This is a genomic window from Cerasibacillus terrae (assembly GCF_008039555.1).
GTDB classification, from domain to species: Bacteria; Bacillota; Bacilli; order Bacillales; family Amphibacillaceae; genus Cerasibacillus; species Cerasibacillus terrae.
In genome coordinates, this window is sequence record NZ_VDUW01000007.1 from 68809 (window position 1) to 88355 (window position 19547).

At 35.4% G+C, this 19547-nt stretch carries 16 protein-coding genes; 7 read left to right on the forward strand and 9 right to left on the reverse strand.

Going from position 1 to position 19547, the window contains the following annotated elements; genetic code table 11:
* Positions 1-282: 282 nt before the first annotated feature.
* Complete coding sequence (locus tag FHP05_RS10775; RefSeq protein WP_147668116.1) at positions 283-2460, reverse strand: MMPL family transporter; 2178 nt, start codon at positions 2458-2460, stop codon at positions 283-285.
* Between the two features lie 239 nt (positions 2461-2699).
* Between FHP05_RS10775 and FHP05_RS10780 the strand changes: the two genes are divergently transcribed.
* The 3 genes from FHP05_RS10780 (at position 2700) to FHP05_RS10790 (ending at position 6596) form a co-directional block, all read left to right on the forward strand.
* Positions 2700-3461 (forward strand): arginase family protein, encoded by a 762-nt coding sequence (locus FHP05_RS10780; RefSeq protein ID WP_147668118.1) that lies wholly within the window; start codon positions 2700-2702, stop codon positions 3459-3461.
* A 223-nt stretch (positions 3462-3684) separates the two neighbouring features.
* Positions 3685-4944 carry a cytochrome P450 gene (locus tag FHP05_RS10785; protein WP_147668120.1) on the forward strand — a complete coding sequence of 420 codons (1260 nt, stop codon included), beginning with the start codon at positions 3685-3687 and terminating at the stop codon, positions 4942-4944.
* 236 nt (positions 4945-5180) lie between these two features.
* Positions 5181-6596 (forward strand): LysM peptidoglycan-binding domain-containing protein, encoded by a 1416-nt coding sequence (locus tag FHP05_RS10790; RefSeq protein ID WP_147668121.1) that lies wholly within the window; start codon positions 5181-5183, stop codon positions 6594-6596.
* Positions 6597-6637: 41 nt separating this feature from the next.
* Here FHP05_RS10790 and FHP05_RS10795 read toward each other — a convergent pair whose 3' ends face one another.
* The gene (locus FHP05_RS10795) at positions 6638-7093 is read right to left on the reverse strand and encodes a YaiI/YqxD family protein (protein WP_147668123.1); all 456 of its coding nucleotides are present in this window, start codon (positions 7091-7093) and stop codon (positions 6638-6640) included.
* 170 nt (positions 7094-7263) lie between these two features.
* On the opposite strand from FHP05_RS10795, the gene FHP05_RS10800 reads away from it, so the two are divergent.
* Entirely contained in the window at positions 7264-9900 is a 2637-nt protein-coding gene (locus FHP05_RS10800) for a calcium-translocating P-type ATPase, PMCA-type (protein WP_407923437.1), read from the forward strand.
* Positions 9901-9957: 57 nt separating this feature from the next.
* Here the strand turns inward: FHP05_RS10800 and thrB are convergent, their stop codons facing one another.
* From thrB to FHP05_RS10815, 3 genes are read right to left on the reverse strand one after another with little or no spacing between them, the layout of a single operon-like run.
* Positions 9958-10848 carry a homoserine kinase gene (thrB, locus tag FHP05_RS10805; RefSeq protein ID WP_147668127.1) on the reverse strand — a complete coding sequence of 297 codons (891 nt, stop codon included), beginning with the start codon at positions 10846-10848 and terminating at the stop codon, positions 9958-9960.
* Complete coding sequence (gene thrC, locus FHP05_RS10810; RefSeq protein WP_147668129.1) at positions 10845-11906, reverse strand: threonine synthase; 1062 nt, start codon at positions 11904-11906, stop codon at positions 10845-10847. The genes thrB and thrC overlap by 4 nt, the downstream gene beginning before the upstream one ends.
* Complete coding sequence (locus tag FHP05_RS10815) at positions 11903-13204, reverse strand: homoserine dehydrogenase (RefSeq protein ID WP_147668131.1); 1302 nt, start codon at positions 13202-13204, stop codon at positions 11903-11905. Before FHP05_RS10815 ends, thrC begins: the two co-directional genes overlap by 4 nt.
* 395 nt (positions 13205-13599) lie before the next feature.
* Between FHP05_RS10815 and FHP05_RS10820 the strand changes: the two genes are divergently transcribed.
* From FHP05_RS10820 to FHP05_RS10830, 3 genes are all read left to right on the forward strand, one after another.
* Positions 13600-14052 (forward strand): DUF2512 family protein, encoded by a 453-nt coding sequence (locus tag FHP05_RS10820; RefSeq protein WP_147668133.1) that lies wholly within the window; start codon positions 13600-13602, stop codon positions 14050-14052.
* A gap of 242 nt (positions 14053-14294) precedes the next feature.
* Positions 14295-15149, forward strand: coding sequence for a sensor histidine kinase (locus tag FHP05_RS10825; protein WP_147668135.1), 855 nt, complete (start codon positions 14295-14297; stop codon positions 15147-15149).
* A gap of 22 nt (positions 15150-15171) precedes the next feature.
* Positions 15172-15828, forward strand: coding sequence for a response regulator (locus FHP05_RS10830; protein WP_230973987.1), 657 nt, complete (start codon positions 15172-15174; stop codon positions 15826-15828).
* Between the two features lie 42 nt (positions 15829-15870).
* On the opposite strand, the gene FHP05_RS10835 is transcribed toward FHP05_RS10830, so the two are convergent.
* The 4 genes from FHP05_RS10835 to FHP05_RS10850 form a co-directional block, all read right to left on the reverse strand.
* Positions 15871-16581, reverse strand: a complete 711-nt coding sequence (locus tag FHP05_RS10835) for an ABC transporter ATP-binding protein (RefSeq protein WP_230973988.1) — start codon at positions 16579-16581, stop codon at positions 15871-15873.
* Positions 16574-17395, reverse strand: coding sequence for an ABC transporter permease (locus tag FHP05_RS10840; protein WP_147668138.1), 822 nt, complete (start codon positions 17393-17395; stop codon positions 16574-16576). The genes FHP05_RS10835 and FHP05_RS10840 overlap by 8 nt, the downstream gene beginning before the upstream one ends.
* A gap of 100 nt (positions 17396-17495) precedes the next feature.
* Positions 17496-18080, reverse strand: a complete 585-nt coding sequence (locus FHP05_RS10845; protein ID WP_147668140.1) for a nitrous oxide reductase accessory protein NosL — start codon at positions 18078-18080, stop codon at positions 17496-17498.
* Positions 18077-19375 (reverse strand): right-handed parallel beta-helix repeat-containing protein, encoded by a 1299-nt coding sequence (locus FHP05_RS10850; protein ID WP_147668142.1) that lies wholly within the window; start codon positions 19373-19375, stop codon positions 18077-18079. Before FHP05_RS10850 ends, FHP05_RS10845 begins: the two co-directional genes overlap by 4 nt.
* Positions 19376-19547: the final 172 nt, after the last annotated feature.

The following is a 19547-nucleotide window of genomic DNA, read 5'->3' on the forward strand; positions in this document are numbered from 1 at the left end:
ATGCAATCACAAAACAGGTAATGAATAGCGTATAATCATGCCCAGGATTCCATGAAAAATCAAAATAGGTAACGAATATTGCTTAATCATGCCCGAGATACCATGAAAAGTCAAATCAGGTAATGAATATCTTTTAATTGTTCCCAAAATTTCATGAAGAATCGAAATATGTAATGAATAGCCTAAGTTATGCTCGAAATCAGGCATAATGAAAAAAGGCGAACCTCCCGTCATATGTATGTACGATGAGATTCGCCGGATCTAAGTTGAAATCATAGAATTCTATTTTTTTCGATGTGTCCAGATTAAAATACTTGGAAATAGAAAACCTCTAATAATAAAGGTATCTAATAAAATACCAAAAGCCATAGCAAACCCAAACAGAAACAATTCTTCCATTGGTTGTGTCATTAGTACGGCGAAGGTTGCAGCTAGAATTAACCCCGCGGATGAAATGACTCCACCAGTCATGGTTACCCCTTCTGCGACAGCTTCTTTCCACGGTTTATCTTTTGCTATTTCCCGGATTCTAGAAACAAGCATAATATTGTAATCAATCCCGAGTGCTACCATAAAGACAAATGTATATACTGGTAAACGATATCCAATGGATTCATAGTCAAGTAAATAGTGAAAAATTGTCCAACTAAAACCTAATGTTGCTAGGTAGGATAAGAGAATAGTTCCAACCATTAAAACAGGTAATAATATAGAACGAGTTTGAAAAGCAAGTACAATAGAAACTAGAATAATCACAAGGGAGAACAAGACAATGATATCTCGTTTATTCATCTGTTTTATATCTAATTGTTCTGCAGTTTGCCCTCCAAAATGTAGTTCATAATGACTTGATGAAAAGCCACTGCTAGTAAGAATTTCATCAGCTTGGTTACGAAGCGATTCTATTGTCTGTAATGATTCTAGCTCATAAGGGTCATTTTTTAGTGTTAATGTAAACTTAATTGCCTTTTTCGTTTCAGATAGGAAATTTTGGGCAGATAGATCCTCATCTCTCATCTGTTTAGTTATCTTGGGACTGACATCATTAATGTTTTCCATATCCAACAGCTGTTTGTGTAGTTTTTCGCTATTATTTAAGAATGTGTCATCCATTTCTATTTCTTGTTCTGATTCTAAAATAATCGTAACTGGTGCAAGCATCCCCGCAGGATAATTTTCTTCCAATAATTCAAAACCTTGACGTGATGACATATCATCTGGAAAAGACTTTAACAAATTAAAGGAATACGTAATATTTGTTAATTGAAAAGCACCAACTAATAAAATAGTAAGTAGCATCACTGCAATTGATCTTGGATATTTTTTAATCCAGCCACCTATACGTTTCCAAAGTGTGACAGTAGACTTTTTATCCATTTTTACTTTCGGAATAAATGGCCAAAAAGCACGACGACCCATTACAGCGAAAATACTTGGGATGAGTGTTAAACCAGCGATGGCAATAATAAACACTGCAATAGAAAAGACAGGTGCAAAATGATTGTACGGTTCAAAGACAGTAGAAAACAACGCCAACATCGCTAAGAATATGGTTCCACCACTAAAGAAGATTGGTTCAGAAACATGAGTCATTGCTTGAACCATCGAGTCATATTTTGATTGATGTTTAGTTAATTCCTCACGATATCTAGAAAAGACAAATAAACTATAGTCTGTAATAACTGCAAACAATAGAACAAGCATAATAGAAGTTGCTTGACCATCAATGGTAAACCAGTTCAATTTACCAGAAATACCTAATACGCCATCAACAACCACATACACGATACCAGCAATAATAAGTGGTGTAATGGCAAGTAATGGTGAGCGGTAAATTAGGATAAGAATAATAAAAATAAGAATGACCGTTGCAATCATTAAAATAAAATCACCGTTTTTAAATAAGGTAATTGTATCAGCAGAAATTCCAGCAGGTCCAGTAATTTCAAACTGTAAATCACTCATAGGGATAGATTCTACATATGTTGTTATAGCATCTAATGTCTCATGTATTTCATTTGATTCAAGATCTTTTTTCAATGTGACATTAAATAAAAGGGTTGTTCCATCCTCTGAAAACATTTGATTTTGCACTTTTTCTGGAAAAGAGTGGAATGGTAATGCTTTTTGAACATTTTCTGGTTTGTCTGAAGAAGCAAGCCACTTACTCAGTTTTGTAATGTTTTCTTTATTTTTGTCTGTTATCTCGTCATCACTGTGAAATACGAGTAAGGCGGTTAAACCATCTTTTGACGGAAAATATTGTTCATCCAATTCTTTGGCAATTTCAGATGGTGTATCACCTTTTACACTTCCGGATGAACTGCTTTCTTCATAGTCTTTAGCAGATGGAGCGAAAACACTAAAAAGAAGAGCAGTAATAATCCAGATAGTGAGTGTCCATTTTGCCCCTTTTTTACTACTTGTAAATTGAACTATCTTTTTAAAAGGGTTTAGCATGTTGCGTCATCTCCCATGTATTAATATTTTTAAAGGTGTTGTTAGTATAAGTACTAATAACTTTGATTCAGTCTTATTATAGAAACTGGTTGTGAATACAAAATGAATATAAAATGAACGGAATATGAACGGAGTATTTCAGATCTTAAAAGTTCGTAATGTGTTGTATTTCGTTGGTGCGTTTATGGAGAGTAGTATAATGGAGATAGAAACTGTTTTCTTTAGGAGGGAACGGTAAAATGGCAAAACAAGCAACAGTATTAAATTTTGATGATACGTATGTGGAACAACCCTTTCTAAGAGGAAGCGATATGGAATGGATTGATCTAAGAAATATAAACGGTACGAATTTAATGTGTGAAAAGGAAACATTATTCAAAATTCAAGCTAAATTACAAGCACGAAACGAGAAGGGGATTACGTTTTTTGGTAGTGGAAATTATCATTATGTCACGTATTTATTGTTAAAAGAAATCCAGACCCCGTTTCATCTTGTCTTATTTGACCATCATTCAGACATGCTTCCTAGCTTAGATGCTTTCTTAATTTCCTGTGGATCTTGGGTATTAGACTCACTAAATCATATTCCCCTTTTACAGAAAGTATTTTTAATCGGTGTCCATGAAAAATGGAAGAAATATATTCCAGAAAAATACAATGATAAAGTACATGTCTATTCAGATTCTGAAATAATGGACTGGAAAACTTTTTTCTGGGAATTAAAGGCATATCCTGTTTATATCAGTATTGATAAAGATGTTCTTCATCCATTAGAAGCAATGACAGCATGGGATCATGGCCATGTTAAACTGAAAGAATTAGTAGAAGTAATGATAGAAATTTCTACAAAAAGTCGCATAATCGGCATAGATGTTGGTGGAGAGTATCCATATAGATTGACAGATAGTTATTCCTATCATGTAAGAGAGGCAATAAGGAAGAATGAATTTGCCAACCAAGTAATTTTTAAAACTGCAAGGAAATGTTTGACAGCCTCTTAATGCATGGGATAAGGATTTTGAAAGTTGATTATTCGTAAAAAGTACTTGAAATTCATTGATAAACAAAGTCTCTTCCTTTTATTTAGAAAGAGACTTTTTGCTGTGATTTCATACGCTCCATACCTTTGATGTATAAATGTAATTGTATATGAAATAAAATAAGGGATATTTTAAAGGGGAGAGAATCATTGTAGAAAACATAACGGAAAGGAATTGTTTATCAATGGGTTATCGAGAACAAATACCAATTGATCATGGATTCGATCATAGTGTAGCGCTTTTATTGGAAGGGTACCAATTTATATCCAATCGTAGGCATCGCTTTCAATCGGATATTTTTGAAACACGTTTACTAGGGGGCAAGAAGGCAATCTGTATTGCTGGGGCAGATGCGGCAATGGTTTTTTATGATGAAGAAAAATGTACTCGTCATCAAGTTGCACCGAAAAGAATACGACAAACCATTTTTGGTGAAAAATCGGTTCAAACGTTGGACAAACAGCCACATGAACACCGAAAACAGCTGTTTATGGATGTGATGAACCCGAAACAAATGCAACAATTAGAAAAAATAGTAGAGAAACAATGGAAGGTATTTCTTAAACAATGGGAACAAAAGAAGACAATCATTCTGTTTGAAGAAGTGCAAAAGTTATTAACCATTAGTGCGTGCCGTTGGGTCGGTGTACCATTAAAAGCAAAAGAGCTCACATTACGTACAAATCAACTGGTATCCTTATTTGATTCCGCAGCCGCAATTGGTATAAGACATTGGCAGGGAAGAAGAGCGCGTAATCAATTAAATTTATGGATAGAGCAAATGGTGGAACAAGTAAGAAAGGGGAAAATACAACCTAATGAAGAAAGCCCTTTATATCGATTTGTCTGGCATCGGGATGAACAAGGAAAATTATTACCTCCTCGAGTGGTAGCTGTGGAAATAATTAATTTACTGCGTCCTATTGTTGCTATTTCTGTATATATTGCTTTTAGTGCATTGGCCATTCATGAGTACCCAGATGAAAAAGGGAAATTAATGGAGAAGAACGATCAATATTTACATATGTTCGTTCAAGAAGTTCGGCGTTTCTATCCCTTTTTTCCATTTGTAGTGGCAAAAGTTAGGGAGGATTTTTTATGGAAGGGGCATGATTTTCGAAAGGGAAACTTAGTATTACTTGATCTCTATGGTACAAATCACCATCCGTCATTATGGAAAAAGCCAAATGAATTTAATCCAGAAAGATTTAAAAATTGGGAAGGCGGGTTATTTGACCTCATTCCTCAGGGCGGAGGGAATTTTGTTAAAAATCATCGCTGTCCAGGAGAATGGTTGACCATTCTAGTAATGAAAATAAGTATGGATATGCTAGTTAATTACATGGAATATGATGTTTTAAAGCAAAACTTAAAATATAGCATGATCCGGATGCCTACCTTTCCGAAAAGTGGTTTTGCCCTATCTAATGTCAGGAGCAAATAGTGTCTATCGTGCCCAAAATCCAATGCACCATGAAAAGCGGTAACGATAAGATTTTAATCGTGCCTAAAATTCAGCGCACCATGAAAAGCGATAATGATAAATTTCCATTTTCTAGTGCTGTTCTCTCCAACTTCCCATTATCATTGATGATTAAAAATATAAAGGCATTTGTCACATGGACAAGTGATACATGAATAACATGGGATGAGAAAGAACCTAAAATGGAGGAATAGAACATGCAAATTCATGTCGTGAAAAGTGGGGATACACTGTGGCAAATTTCAGAGGTGTATGGTGCAGATTTGAATCAAGTTATCTTAGCTAATGAAATCAACAATCCGAGTACGCTTGTTGTTGGGCAAACATTGGTTATTCCAGAACCATCTCAAGAGTATGTTGTTCAGAGTGGTGATCAATTATGGAGAATTGCTCAAATGTACGGTGTTTCTGTTCAAAGATTGGCAGAAGTGAATAATATTTCAGATTCAAATCTCCTATTTGTTGGTGATGTGTTAGAGATTCCTAGTGTCGAACATGTTGTTCAAGCAGGAGAAACATTGTGGCAAATTGCAAACCGTTACGGCACAACTGTAGAAAGTCTTATGCAAATAAATCAAGGTATCTCTCCTTCGCAATTATTCATTGGCCAAATAATACAGATTCCAGCAAATAATAAACCTGTGGCAGAGGTAAATGCCTACATTACGGATACAACAGAAAGTGGCAGGGAGGAAGTGTTAAGATTAGGTAGACATTTTACGTACTTATCCCCCTTTATGTATGCCATTACAGAACAAGGAACGCTTCAAGGGTTGCAGGATGAACTTATTTTAGAAGCGGCAGATCGAACAAATACAGATAGCTTATTAGTTATTACGAATTTGGATGAAGCCGGTAATTTTAATTCTGACTTGGCTGCGACGATTTTAAGAAACCCTGATTTACAAGACCGATTAATTACAAATATTTTGGAAATCATGAATACGAAAGGTTATTCCGGGCTTAATATTGACTTTGAATATGTTTATCCAGAGGACAGAGAAAATTATAATGCCTTTTTACGACGTGTTGTCGAGCGTTTACATCCACAGGGATATGTCGTTTCGACCGCGGTTGCGCCAAAGGAAAGTGGTGATCAAGAAGGCCTCCTTTATGAAGCACATGACTATGAAGCACATGGAGAGATTGTTGACTTTGTCATTCTAATGAGTTATGAATGGGGCTGGGCTGGTGGTCCACCATGGGCCATTGCTCCAATCAATAAAGTAAAAGATGTGTTAGATTATGCAGTAACCGTTATACCACCTGAGAAAATCTTAATGGGAGTACCCTTATATGGTAGAGATTGGGAGATTCCACGTCAAGAAGGTACTTTTGCTCGAACAATAAGTCCGGAACAAGCGATTGATTTAGCGAGAAAATATAAAGTGGCTATCCAGTATAATGAAACATATCAAGCACCATTCTTCCATTATGTAGATGAAAATGGCCAAGAACATGAGGTTTGGTTTGAAGATGCTCGGAGTATGCAAGCAAAATATGATGTGGTGAAAGACTATAATTTACGTGGAGTTAGTTACTGGGTACTTGGTCAAAATTTCCCACAAAACTGGCCAGTATTGCAAAAAAATTTTCAAGTAAGAAAGTTGTAATAATGAGGGATAGAAGCACCTCCTGATATGAGGTGTTTTTCTTATCTGTTTTTTTCAATATTTGAAAGAAGTGTGTGCAATCGTTCTTTAAAGACTTTTTTGTCCTCATCTGTAAAGGGTTTCGGTCCTTTTGTTCGCTGCCCAGCTCTTCTGGCTTTGGCACTAAGATGACGTGTTTGTAGGAGCTGATTGATATTATTTGTTGTATATTGAAAACCTTTGTGATGTAATACGATACAATTTTTGCTTAGTGCAAGGGAAGCGAGTCCGTAATCTTGTGTAATAATGATATCATTTGCGTTAGCAAGTTCTATAATTTTGTAATCTGCAGCATCTGCCCCAGACTCAACGTAGATGGTTTTAACGTAATCTGGATATTTTACATGTGAGTAATGGTCGAAACTTTTAACAAGTGTAACAGGAATGGAAAATTTAGCTACGGTAGAAATTACAATATCTACAACTGGACTAGCATCAGCATCAATATAAATTCGCATAGTATGTTATCTCCTTATATTTTTTACATCATCAAATAGCAACATTATTGTCATATTTAGTCTGAATGGATATATATACCTTCTAAAAAGGTTTTGTTTAGATTATTATATTGGTAAAATAAGGGTATTACAACAATGATGAATTTTAATAAAAAAAGTAGGTGGAAAGATTGAGTGAGTCTGAAAAGTTACATACAAATGTAGAAACAGGACTTACAACAGAAGAAGCACAGAAGCGTTTAAAGGAAAATGGCCCGAATCAATTTGATGAACATCAAAAGGATTCTATTCTTGTCCTTTTATGGCGACAAATGAATAGTATGCTGATTTATATTCTAATTGCAGCCGCAATGATCTCTCTTTTCGTTGGTGAAATGGCAGATGCCATCATTATCTTAGCGGTGATTATTTTAAATGCTGTTATTGGTGTAATTCAAGAAGCAAAAGCTGAAAAGGCATTAGAAGAATTAAAGAAAATGTCTACACCAAAAGCAGTTGTAAAACGAGATGGTGTGATCCAAGAGATTTCTTCTGAAGAAGTGGTTGTTGGCGATGTTGTTATTTTAGATGCAGGTAGATTTGTCCCAGCAGATATTCAATTAGTGGAAACGGCTAATTTAAAGGTGGAGGAATCATCTTTAACAGGAGAGTCGGTCGCGGTTGATAAAGACGCAACATGGGAAAGTTTAAATAAAGATGTTCCTTTAGGCGACCAAAAGAACATGGCCTTTATGTCCACACTAGCAACATATGGTAGAGGAATAGGAATTGTCGTTCGAATAGGAATGGATACAGAAATTGGTAAAATTGCCAAGATGCTAGCCAATAAAGAGAAAGAAATGACACCACTTCAGAAAAAATTGGATGAAGTAGGAAAAGTCCTTGGTATTGGTGCGCTTGCCATTTCAGCAGCATTATTTTTAATCGGTTTTTTACAAGGGCGAGAAATTTTAGATATGTTCCTAATTGCTGTTAGTCTTGCGGTTGCTGCTATACCAGAGGGATTGCCTGCCATTGTAACGATTGTACTAGCTCTTGGTGTCCAACGCATGATTCAACAAAATGCAGTTATCCGTAAACTTCCAGCAGTTGAAACACTAGGTGCTGTTAGCGTGATTTGTTCTGATAAAACAGGAACATTAACACAAAACAAAATGACCGTAACAAATGTGTATACAAATGATACGTATCATGATATAAAAGATATTTCTTTACAGAACCCGACAGTCGAACGAATGATGCGTGCGATTACACTATGTAACGATGCAACAGTGGAGGCAGACAAGCAAACAGGGGATCCCACTGAAATAGCTTTAATTGAAGTAGCTGAAAAACTAGGGATGAATAAGGATGAAACGGACTTAGACTATCCGCGAATGGATGAACTTGCCTTTGACTCGGAAAGAAAAATGATGTCAACCGTACATCAGGAACAAGACATGAAAACAGTTTATGTGAAAGGTGCAATTGAATGTTTATTACCGAAAATAACGGAAATAGAAGTTGAAGGAATCCGACGGCTGATAACAGATAAAGATCAGGAGAAAATTGAAAAACAAGTAGATGAGATGTCGGAAAAAGCACTTCGGGTATTAGGGGTTGCCTATAAACCATCATTGAAAGAAATGGATAAAGCAACATATGAAAAAGATTTGGTTTTCCTTGGGTTAACAGGAATGATTGATCCACCACGTGAAGAAGTAAAACCATCTATCGAAGAATGTCATGATGCAGGAATACGGGTTGTCATGATTACTGGTGATCATCAAAAAACAGCACTTGCTATTGCAAAGGAGCTACATATTGCAGAACATGAAGATCAGACAATGACAGGTGTTGAATTAAATGAACTGAGTGACACTAAATTAGTGGAAAAGGTTGACTCTATTCGCGTATTTGCAAGGGTTTCCCCCGAGCATAAAGTCCGTATTGTTCAGGCATTAAAGAATAGGGGTAATATTGTTTCTATGACAGGGGATGGTGTAAATGATGCCCCTTCATTGAAAGAAGCGGATGTTGGTGTAGCAATGGGGATTACAGGAACAGACGTGGCCAAGGGTGCAGCAGATGTTGTGTTAACAGATGATAACTTTTCAACGATTACCCATGCTGTTGAAAAGGGGCGAAATATTTATAAAAATATTAAAAAGTCTATCCTATTTCTATTATCATGTAACTTAGGGGAACTAGCAGCTCTCTTTATCGGTATTTTACTTGGTTGGCCAGCACCACTTACTGCTGTTCATATTTTATGGGTAAATCTAATTACGGATACAATGCCAGCAATTGCGCTTGGTGTGGATCCAGATGACCCAGATGTGATGAAGGAAAAGCCGCGTCCAGCTACTGAAAAAATATTTTCTAAGCGAAATATATCATTCAGTATTGGTAATGGATTACTTATTGGTGTTTTAACATTATTTGCTTTTATGGAAGGGTTAAAAATTTATACAGGATCAAGCACCATGTTAACGATGGATTTAAAACATGTATCAGATGAAGCACTAATTCATGCACAAACAATGGCATTTATGACGCTTAGCATTTCACAATTATTCCATTCTTTTAATTTAAGAAGTGAGCGGAAGTCGATTTTTCAAGTTGGTATATTCAAAAATCGTTTATTAGTTTTCGCTTTATTATTCGGTATTTTGATTCAAATGGCTGTCGTTTATACACCATTATTTAATACATGGTTCCATGTTGTTCCGTTATCATGGGAGGATTGGCTATTTATTCTTGGATTATCTATCTTACCGATTGTATTTAATGAAGTTGTAAAAGGAATTAGAAGGGTTTTTGACTAAATTTAAAACCTGACACACCGGATTTTTGGTATGTCAGGTTTTTATATTGGGAAGTACTTATAAAACGCGTAACCCGTCGTAATCGATTTGTAATGCTTCCACTTGATAATTTGGAAGGACTTTTGCCATTCTACGGGTGATTTCTTTGCTTTTATTTGGTGATACAAAGGAAATCATCGTTGGTCCTGCTCCACTAATGATAGTTCCATAAGCACCATTTTGTTTTGCTTCGTAACGAATCATATCATAGTCTGGTAGTAACTTTTTTCGAAAGGGTTCATGAAAAATGTCCTGTTCCATAAACTGACCAGCGCGTTCATAGTCTTCTATCATTAAAGATGCAATCATCATATTACTGATTCCACTTCCTAGAGTTGCTACATTTCTATCGTAATGGGATGGTAGAACAGAACGAGCTTGTTCTGTACTTAGCTCAAAACTAGGAATATATGTAACGACATCAAGTGGGATTTTTTGTAATTGTAATGCTTCGATTGTATGATCTTCTTTTTGCAAGCTAAGAACAAAGCCTCCGAATAATGCAGGAGCAACATTATCTGGATGGCCCTCAATCCCCGTAGCAAGTTCTAGTTTTTCATTCTTTGTTAAATGTAAATCTCCTATTTTATTGACTAGTTCAATACTAGCTAGAATAGCAGATGCACTACTTCCTAGTCCTCGAGCTAAGGGGATTTGGCTATTAATTGTTAGTTTGCATGGCGGTAGTTCCAAATCATATAATTCACTTATTTGCTTGATTGTTTGATAAATAAAATGTTCCTTGTAATGAGTAACCTTAGGTAAAAGGGAGGAAGTCTGTATCAATTCCCATGTATCATTTCGTTCGATTTGTAAAGTTAAATAGCGATTAAGGGATACACCGATTGAATCAAATCCTGGCCCCATATTTGCAGAAGTAGCAGGAACAATGATTTGAAAAGACCTCATTTCAATACCTCGTTTTTCAAAAATGAAGTAACTGTTTCTTCATCATTTGGTAACGAAAAAGATTCGATATGTGAGGAATCTATTGCTGTTTGTGGGTCTTTCAAACCATTTCCTGTAAGAACTGCAACAACTTTACTGCCAGAAGGGATATTTCCTAATTTACATTGTTCGATTATCCCTGCAATGGAAGCACATGAAGCAGGCTCCGCGAAAACACCTTCCGTTTTTGCAAGTAATTGAAATGCTTCTTGAATCTGTTCATCTGATACAGCGTCAATCATTCCGTTTGATTCATCTCTTGCATCTACAGCTAAATGCCAACTTGCTGGATTACCAATTCGGATGGCGGTTGCTATGGTTTCAGGTTCTTGAATAACGGTATCTTTTGTAATAGCTGCTGCACCTTCTGCTTCGAAACCGAATATTTGGGGAAGACCAGTGTTATTTTTCTCGTCATATTCCTTAAATCCTTTCCAATAGGCACTAATATTTCCCGCATTACCAACTGGAATGGATAGGATATCTGGGGATTTCCCTAGCGTATCACAGATTTCAAATGCAGCTGTTTTCTGACCTTCTAACCGATATGGATTCACTGAATTAACAAGTGTAATTGGTGTTGTTTTACTTACTTTTTGTACCATTTGAAGGGCATCATCAAAGTTTCCCTCAATTTCTACTATTTTTGCTCCATACATAATTGCTTGAGCAAGTTTCCCCATGGCAACTTTTCCTTTTGGAATAACAATCCAAGCATTGATTCCAGCTTTTGCTGCATAGGCAGCAGCAGATGCAGATGTATTTCCGGTAGAAGCACATATAACTGTTTTACTACCTCCTTCAATTGCCTTAGCAACGGCAAGAACCATGCCACGATCTTTAAAGGAGCCAGTTGGATTTATCCCTTCTACTTTTCCATATAGTTCAATTCCTAGTTTATTAGATAGATTGGAAAAGTGGATTAGTGGTGTATTTCCTTCATGTAAAGTTAATATTGGTGTATTTTCATTTATTGGTAAATAGTCTTTATAATATTGTAATAATCCGGGCCAATTCATTCTTCTACCTCTCCTTCTACGCGGTAGTAACTTTCAATACTTCTTAAGACATCCATATCTTGTAATTTCGAAATAGCATTCATGAAGTTTTCTAAAGATGTATGATGTGTTACTAAAATGATTTCAGCACTTTGTTGTTTCTTCATGGGTGTTTGTAAAATGCGTTTAAAACTAATATCCATATCCTGGAATAACTGTGAAATATGAGCGAAGCTTCCGACTTCATCTTTTACATGCAATCGAAGGAAAAATTGACTATATTGTTCATTTGGTGGTGTCATGCCTTTCTTTGAAGGACCTTCGATAATTGTTTTTCCATTAACACCTAGTTGAATGTTCTTTGCTACCTCTATTACATCAGACATAATGGCGGTGGCAGTTGGTAGGCTACCAGCCCCAGGGCCATAAAACATCGTTTCTCCTACAGATTTTCCTCTTACATAAACTGCATTATATTCGTCTTTTACTCCGGCTAATGGATGACCTTTAGCAATGAAAGTCGGTTGGACACTTATTTCTATCGTGCCATTATTAGACTTCGCTAATCCAATTAGTTTCATTGTATATCCTAATTGTTTTCCATACTCTAAATCGACTAAAGATAAATTATTTATCCCATTTGTTTCTATGTCAGAAAGCTTGACATTCGTTGAAAAGGCTATTCTGGATAGAATTGACATTTTCCTTGCTGCATCAAGTCCTTCAATATCTGCTGTTGGATCTGCTTCTGCAAATCCAAGTTCTTGAGCATCAGCTAAAGCTTCCTTGAAGGGAACGGCTGATTCTTCCATTTTCGTTAAAATATAGTTTGTTGTGCCATTAATAATTCCCATGATTTCTTTAATTTCATCTGCCGCAAGTCCATCGTTGAGACCTCGAATAATCGGAATACCTCCTCCAACACTTGCTTCATAAAGGAGATCACATCCATTTTGTTTCGCGAGTTGGTGTAATTCTGGACCATAAAGTGCAATTAAGTCTTTATTAGCTGTAACAACATGTTTTTTATTTCTTAATGCCTGCTGAATATGAAGTTTAGCTTCTTCAACACCACCAATTACTTCAATAATAATGTCAATATCTGCATGATTTAACACATCGTTGGCATCAGTTGTCAGTACTTCAGAATCAATTTCTATATCCCGTTCTTTCGCCTTATCTTGCACTAATATACGTTCAATGGATAGGTGGTTCCCTGTTTTTTGGTAGAGTGATTCTTTATTTTCCATAATCATTTTTATTACACCAGAACCGACTACACCTAAACCGAGGATACCAACCCCTATTGTTTCAGACATTCTTCACATCCCCTTTTTGTTCCCGTTATAAATACAAATGTTTACCTATAAAGGACATTATACCGTTAAATAGCTAATAAAAGCAATGGTTATGGAAAAAATAATACATTTCTGATTAAAAAGCAACTTATTTTTGGAAATTGTGTAAATTTTATCGCAGGTTAACTTTCTGTAAGGCCACATTTCAAGAATTCAAGGAAATCAAGAATTATAAGTGGGGGTGGCAGCAAGTCAAACGTCCGATCGTTCTAGGGCCTTTATTTTCATGTCTTACGGTACTAACAATCAGTGGGGACGAAGAAACTCCTCACTGATTTAATTTTCACTTTTGTATAAGTTATAATTTTCCTGTTTTTGTTCATACTAATACAAACTAGAAATAAGGATGGTATTGTATGGAACATATGAAAATATTAGGTATTAAATTTGCGGTTATCTTTGTTATTGTGTTATCCATGTTTGGAATTTTTGACCATATGCCAATCGTAAACTTGTTTTGGATTTCTCTGTTAACAACAGCTGTTTCCTATGTTATTGGCGATCTCTTCCTTTTTAAATGGTTTGGAAATGTCGTAGCACTAGTATTAGATTTCGGTTTAGCATTTGTGATGTTTTGGTTTTTAGGAAATTTCTTTATTGGAACAGGGTATCCCGTTATTCCAATGGCATTTTTTGCAGCATTCTTCTTCTTTTGTAGTGAATTATTTGTTCATGGATATATGCTACATTTATTTTCTGATACAGATAAACCTGTGGAAACTCGGGATTTTCGTACACTCAAGGAATTGCAAGTAGAATTCGCAGATGAGGCAGATATAGAAAAATCACAAAGCGAAGAAAACAAATAAAATCCTATTGATTGAAGGTACTAAGCACTTCTATGGTAATTTTGCAAATGAAACATTTTTGAATTTTAACCGGAAAAGATAGAAAAAATATCGAATAATCATGGCTAATGAAAAGCAATCCGATTTGAGGATTGCTTTTTTTATAAGAAGATGTGTTTTTCATTGCGGTTCTATTGTGTGAATTCTGTGTTGTTCGATTATAATAGAATGAGACAATCAGTTTTCTGGGGGGGAATCGTTCGATGGATGAGAAACGGAAGGGGAGTAAATTAACATATAAACAAATAAAAACGCTCATTTTACTTATTCCGACAGTAACGGTTGGATTATGGGAATATATCCGCCATGAATATTTATTACCATACATATCCATGGATTTAGGGAACTGGCTTACTCCGGTTATTGTGCTATTTGTTACCTTTACATTGTTAACACGTTTTTTTAAGAAAATGGAATGTATCCAAGAGGAATTACGAAGTGAAAGAGCAGAACGGGCTATGTTAGAAGAACGAGAAAGAATTGCAAGTGAGCTTCATGACGGATTAGCTCAGTCATTATTTCTTTTGTCGATTAAAGTACAGCAACTCGATCATTTAGAGGTAAAAGAAAAGGATAGGGAGTTGTTTCATGATTTAAAGCAAAACATCCATCATATTCATGATTATGTAAGGCAAGGAATTAATCACTTAAAATTACCTCCACATGTTATGGACGAGCCTTGGCTTGATGCCATTCATAAACAAATTGACACATTTGAGAGTGAATCTGGTGTTAAGGTGACAAAAAAGGTAGATATCGAAGAGGAATATATATCAACAAAAGAAAAGGTAGAAATATCATCATGCCTTGGAGAAGCTTTAATGAATATTCATAAACATGCAGAAGCAACAAACGTATGGATTGATTTTACTATTCAATCAAGTAAGAAACAGCTTCGTATTGTTGATAATGGGAAAGGTTTTATAAAAAGAAATTTACAAAAAAAGGATGGCTACGGAATTGAAATGATGCAAGATCGTTGTGAGCGAATTGATTGGACAATGGAATTAATCCGAAAAGACGATAAGACTATTGTGCTATTTCAATCAAATAGTTAGGAAATAACGAAGGGGTGGAATGATGGGGAAATTAATACGTGTCTTGATTGTTGATGATCACCCGATGGCAAGACAAGGAATTCGTGAAATCTTAAAAACAGATCAATCATTTTATATTGTTGGTGAAGTGGCAACAGGTAAGGAAGTAAGTGCAAAAGTAGCCGAATTGATGCCTGATTTAATATTAATGGATATTCATTTACCAGATGTAAGCGGATTAGAAGTAACACGTCAAATAAAGGCAACTTACCCATATGTAAAAATTGTCGTTGTCACGGTTTCGGATGATTTTACTAACCTTTTTGAAGCGATTAAAAACGGTGCTCAAGGTTATTTATTGAAAACAGTAACAAATGATTCATGGATTACTTATTTGAAAGCAGTTGTAGCAGGTCAAGCGCCTATTTCCAAACGATTAGCCGAGGAAATGTTAAAGGAATTTACAAGTCATCAGGAACGTTTTGAAGTGGAAGGAGATGTATTATCTAAACGGGAACGGGAAATTTTAACATGGGTTGCTCAAGGTTATACAAATCGTGATATTTCTTTAGGACTTGAAATCTCAGAGTATACGGTGAAAAATCATTTGAAAAATCTATTCCAAAAGTTACATCTTAATAATCGTGTACAATTAGCAAAATATGCATATGAAAAAGGCTATGTAAAAGGAGACGAATAATTCCCTCTATCATCCTATACTTTGCGATGATAGAAGGGTACGTTAGTTAGTTTGTTGTAGTAATTGTTGAAATGTTTCATAGAGGCCAATTTCCTTATAGTCTTGAACAAGCCCTTTACTCATGACTTTTCCATTGTATAAAAAAATGACTTCATCGGCTATTCTTTCTGCAACATGTAAATCATGTGTAGAAAAAATGACACCTTGGCCTCTCTGGTTTGCCTCTAAGATCATATCACCAAAGGTATTCACCCAAAAGGGATCTAGGCCGTTTGTTGGTTCATCTAGGACGAGGAGAGGAGGATTGGTTAGGAGGGCTTGTGCCAATAACATTCGTTGTCTCATCCCCTTGGAAAATGCACCCATTTGTTTATTAATATGTTCTGTTAAGCCGACTTGTTCTAGGACTTCCTTTATCCGACTTTGCTTTACTTTTTTCAATGCAGCGTAGAAATTAATCGTTTCTTTTGCTGTTACAGTCTGTTGAAATTGAAAATCATCTGGCATATAGCCAATTTTAGATAAATAATTCTTTTCATTTTTCTTCCTTGTGAGACCATCAATAGTAATATTTCCTTGTGTAGAACGAGTTAGGCCAACAATCATTCGGATTAATGTACTTTTCCCTGCTCCATTCCCACCACAAAGTGCAAGTGTTCTTCCCTTTGCTAATTGAAAAGAAAGTTCGTGAAGAATAGTTTTATTTTTTATTGTTTTTTCTACTTTTTTAACATCTAAGATAAGATTACTCACGTCTATCCCTTCTTTCCCAAAGAAATGCACCAATTAAAATCATGATAATAATCCAAATACTAACAACTCCAATAAATATTGGTGTACCGAAAGCGCCGTTTACCCATGTGACCCATTGATTGTATTCTGGCCCAAATACAGAGCCTGCACCTAGTTTCATCATGGAAAAGATACGTACAAGTTCTGCAGGATTTAGGAAAGTACTAATTTCAAGGATAAAGTATAGTACGGAATAAGGTAATAGACTTAAAATACTAATTAAAAGAAGTGGCCAAATGATAATCGTAATGAACCATATGGCAATTCCACCAATTAATGCTTGCCAACGATTTTTTGCTATTGCTCCTATCGCAATAGAAACTCCTAAATAAATAAGTGCAAGTAGGCTTGAAAAAACCCAAAAGAAAATTAATGTTTCTAAAGGAAAGCTTTTTCCAAATAAAAAGGCAATTAATCCTGCAAAACCAAAACTAAATGCGAGCATTGTTAATAGAATAACTGCTAGTCCAAGCCACTTTCCCCAAAGGAAGGAGGTTTTTGATAAGGCGTATGTGGATAATAACTCCCAATGCCCTGTCTCTTTTTCAACAGCGATGGATACACTTCCTAATAGAAGGGTGATTAATGGGAGCAAGTATAAGGTCATATTCATCATTGTTCCGGTCATATCTGTATAACCTTCTGTAGAATTTACGCCTGATTGTAATAATAAAATAGCAACCGTAAAAATAGATAACAAGATAAGAAAAGAATAGGTCCAAGAATTTCGAAAACCTAGTTTAATTTCACGTTTTGCAATCGTTAATGTATGCAATCATCATCAGTCCTTTATGTTTCATACATATGATAAGTCTATAAAGCTACTAAGGAGAAATGGATTTACCCCTATCGAAATAGGGGTAAAGTTTAACATTTTATTCTTTGTCCTCGTCATCATGGCTATCATGCTCTTCGTGATCATCATGCTCATCATGATCGTTATCATCTTCATGCTCATCATGCTCATCGTGATCACCGTGATCACCGTGATCCATCATATCCATATTCATTTCCCACTTATGTTCTGCTAGTTCATCAGCTGTCATTAATTCACCTTTACCTTCTTTGTCGATTAATTCTTCAGCGTCTGCTTTATCTTGGAATGAATAGACACCATATGCCATAGGTGTTTCAAATTCACTATCATATGCAAATGTTGCATCTTTTATTTCTAGCCATTCTTCTGAGTTGTAATCGCGAACAAATTCTGCTCCAATTTTATCCTCACCGTTTTCATCTTTCCATTTAAATAGACATCCAAGGTCATCAAACTTTAACACTTTACCATCTTCTAGAACAATTTGTGTAGCATGTTGGTTGTCAGGTACAGCCATACTACATACGTCACAAGTATCTTTTTCCTCATCAATTGCTTCAGCTTCATATTTATCAGATCCACAAGCAGAAATAACAAATGTTAATGTGATTAAAATCATTAAAAATATACGAGATTTTTTCATTGTTTTTTAACTCCCATCCATATAATTGTCGTACTAACAAATAATAAAAACAAACTAAAACAAAGAACATAGAGTGAATAGGTCTGTTCATTTGTAACCGACTCCAATGGGTTTACCATTAGAGGTTTGTCATCTGTTAACCATTGATCTGTAGGTGCATTAAAAAGTTGTTCTAAAAAGTGCATACCAGGTGCCTGAAAGAAGATTTGATATGGTGGATATTCCTTCGTTAAGGTCAAATAGAATGGGTCAACCGTATAGCTTAAATTACTAAACCCGTCTCCATTTGTATCCAATCTTGTGTGATCTCCCCAATAATTCTCATTTGTTTTATTATTGGAGCTTCTTTCTGCTTGCCCTTGGACAACATTTGCTAATAAGGCATTTTGGTACATATTATTATCAGTTGATTTTAAAAACTGTGTCCCAACATAATTATCTTTTAGTTTATTTAATGTGATTTCATTGTTGGTAGAGTTCTCGACAAATAAACCAATTTTGTTATTTGTAATGGTGTTATGGGCTACATAAGCCTTTTTTACATCAAATAATAGTAATCCAATGGACTGGATGCTTTTTTGATTATATTGTAGGTGATTATTTTCTACATTTGTTCCCTCTGTGCCCATTATCATCATGCCACTAACATTGAAATAGGAATAATTATGCTGGATATTCGTTCCTGTTGTAAACATTAAATGATAACCATAACGTGAGTTAGTTACTTCGTTATTGAAAATAGCGTTTTCTTCGCTCTTTTCTAAATAAATTCCATCTTGTACATTAGATATATTGGAATACTGGATTGTATTATTGTTGGAGTCCCATAAATCGATTCCATTTCCTCGCTCCGCAAATGTAACTGCTTGATTTCCAGTTATGTTTATATTTTCTAATGTGTTATTTTGTGCTTCATATAATTGAATTCCAACTCCATTGGTTTGGATTGTGAGATCCTTTAGTTCATTATTTTTCCCATTGATATACACTGTTTCATCTGTAGGTGTACGTTGGTCAATGAACGTCATATTCTCTATTACGGCTTGATCTGTTTGAATGGCTAATGCAGGTCCTTTCCCATCAGAAAGAATAGAAACATCTTTTTCTCCTTTGATGTGAATTGGTTGATCAATCGTGGCGCCACCAACATACTCACCAGGTGGAAGTTCTAGAACATCCCCAGGTTTTGTTTGATTAATCAAGGATTGTAACGATGTTTCTCCATCTGCTGCATAGACTGTTTGGCCAAACAATATCATAAGTAAAATAATGGCTGCAGAAAGAAATTTTTTCATAAAAATCTCCTTTTCTTCAATGGGCACAATTCCATCATAGCATGGACCTTCCTTGCCTTCATGACTCTTAAGGGCTATAAAATGTGTTCAAATTTTAACATTTTGTGAACTTTTGTGCTTAAATCACAAAATAAAACATAATTTAGCAAGAGTATACTTAAAAAGCTTTATG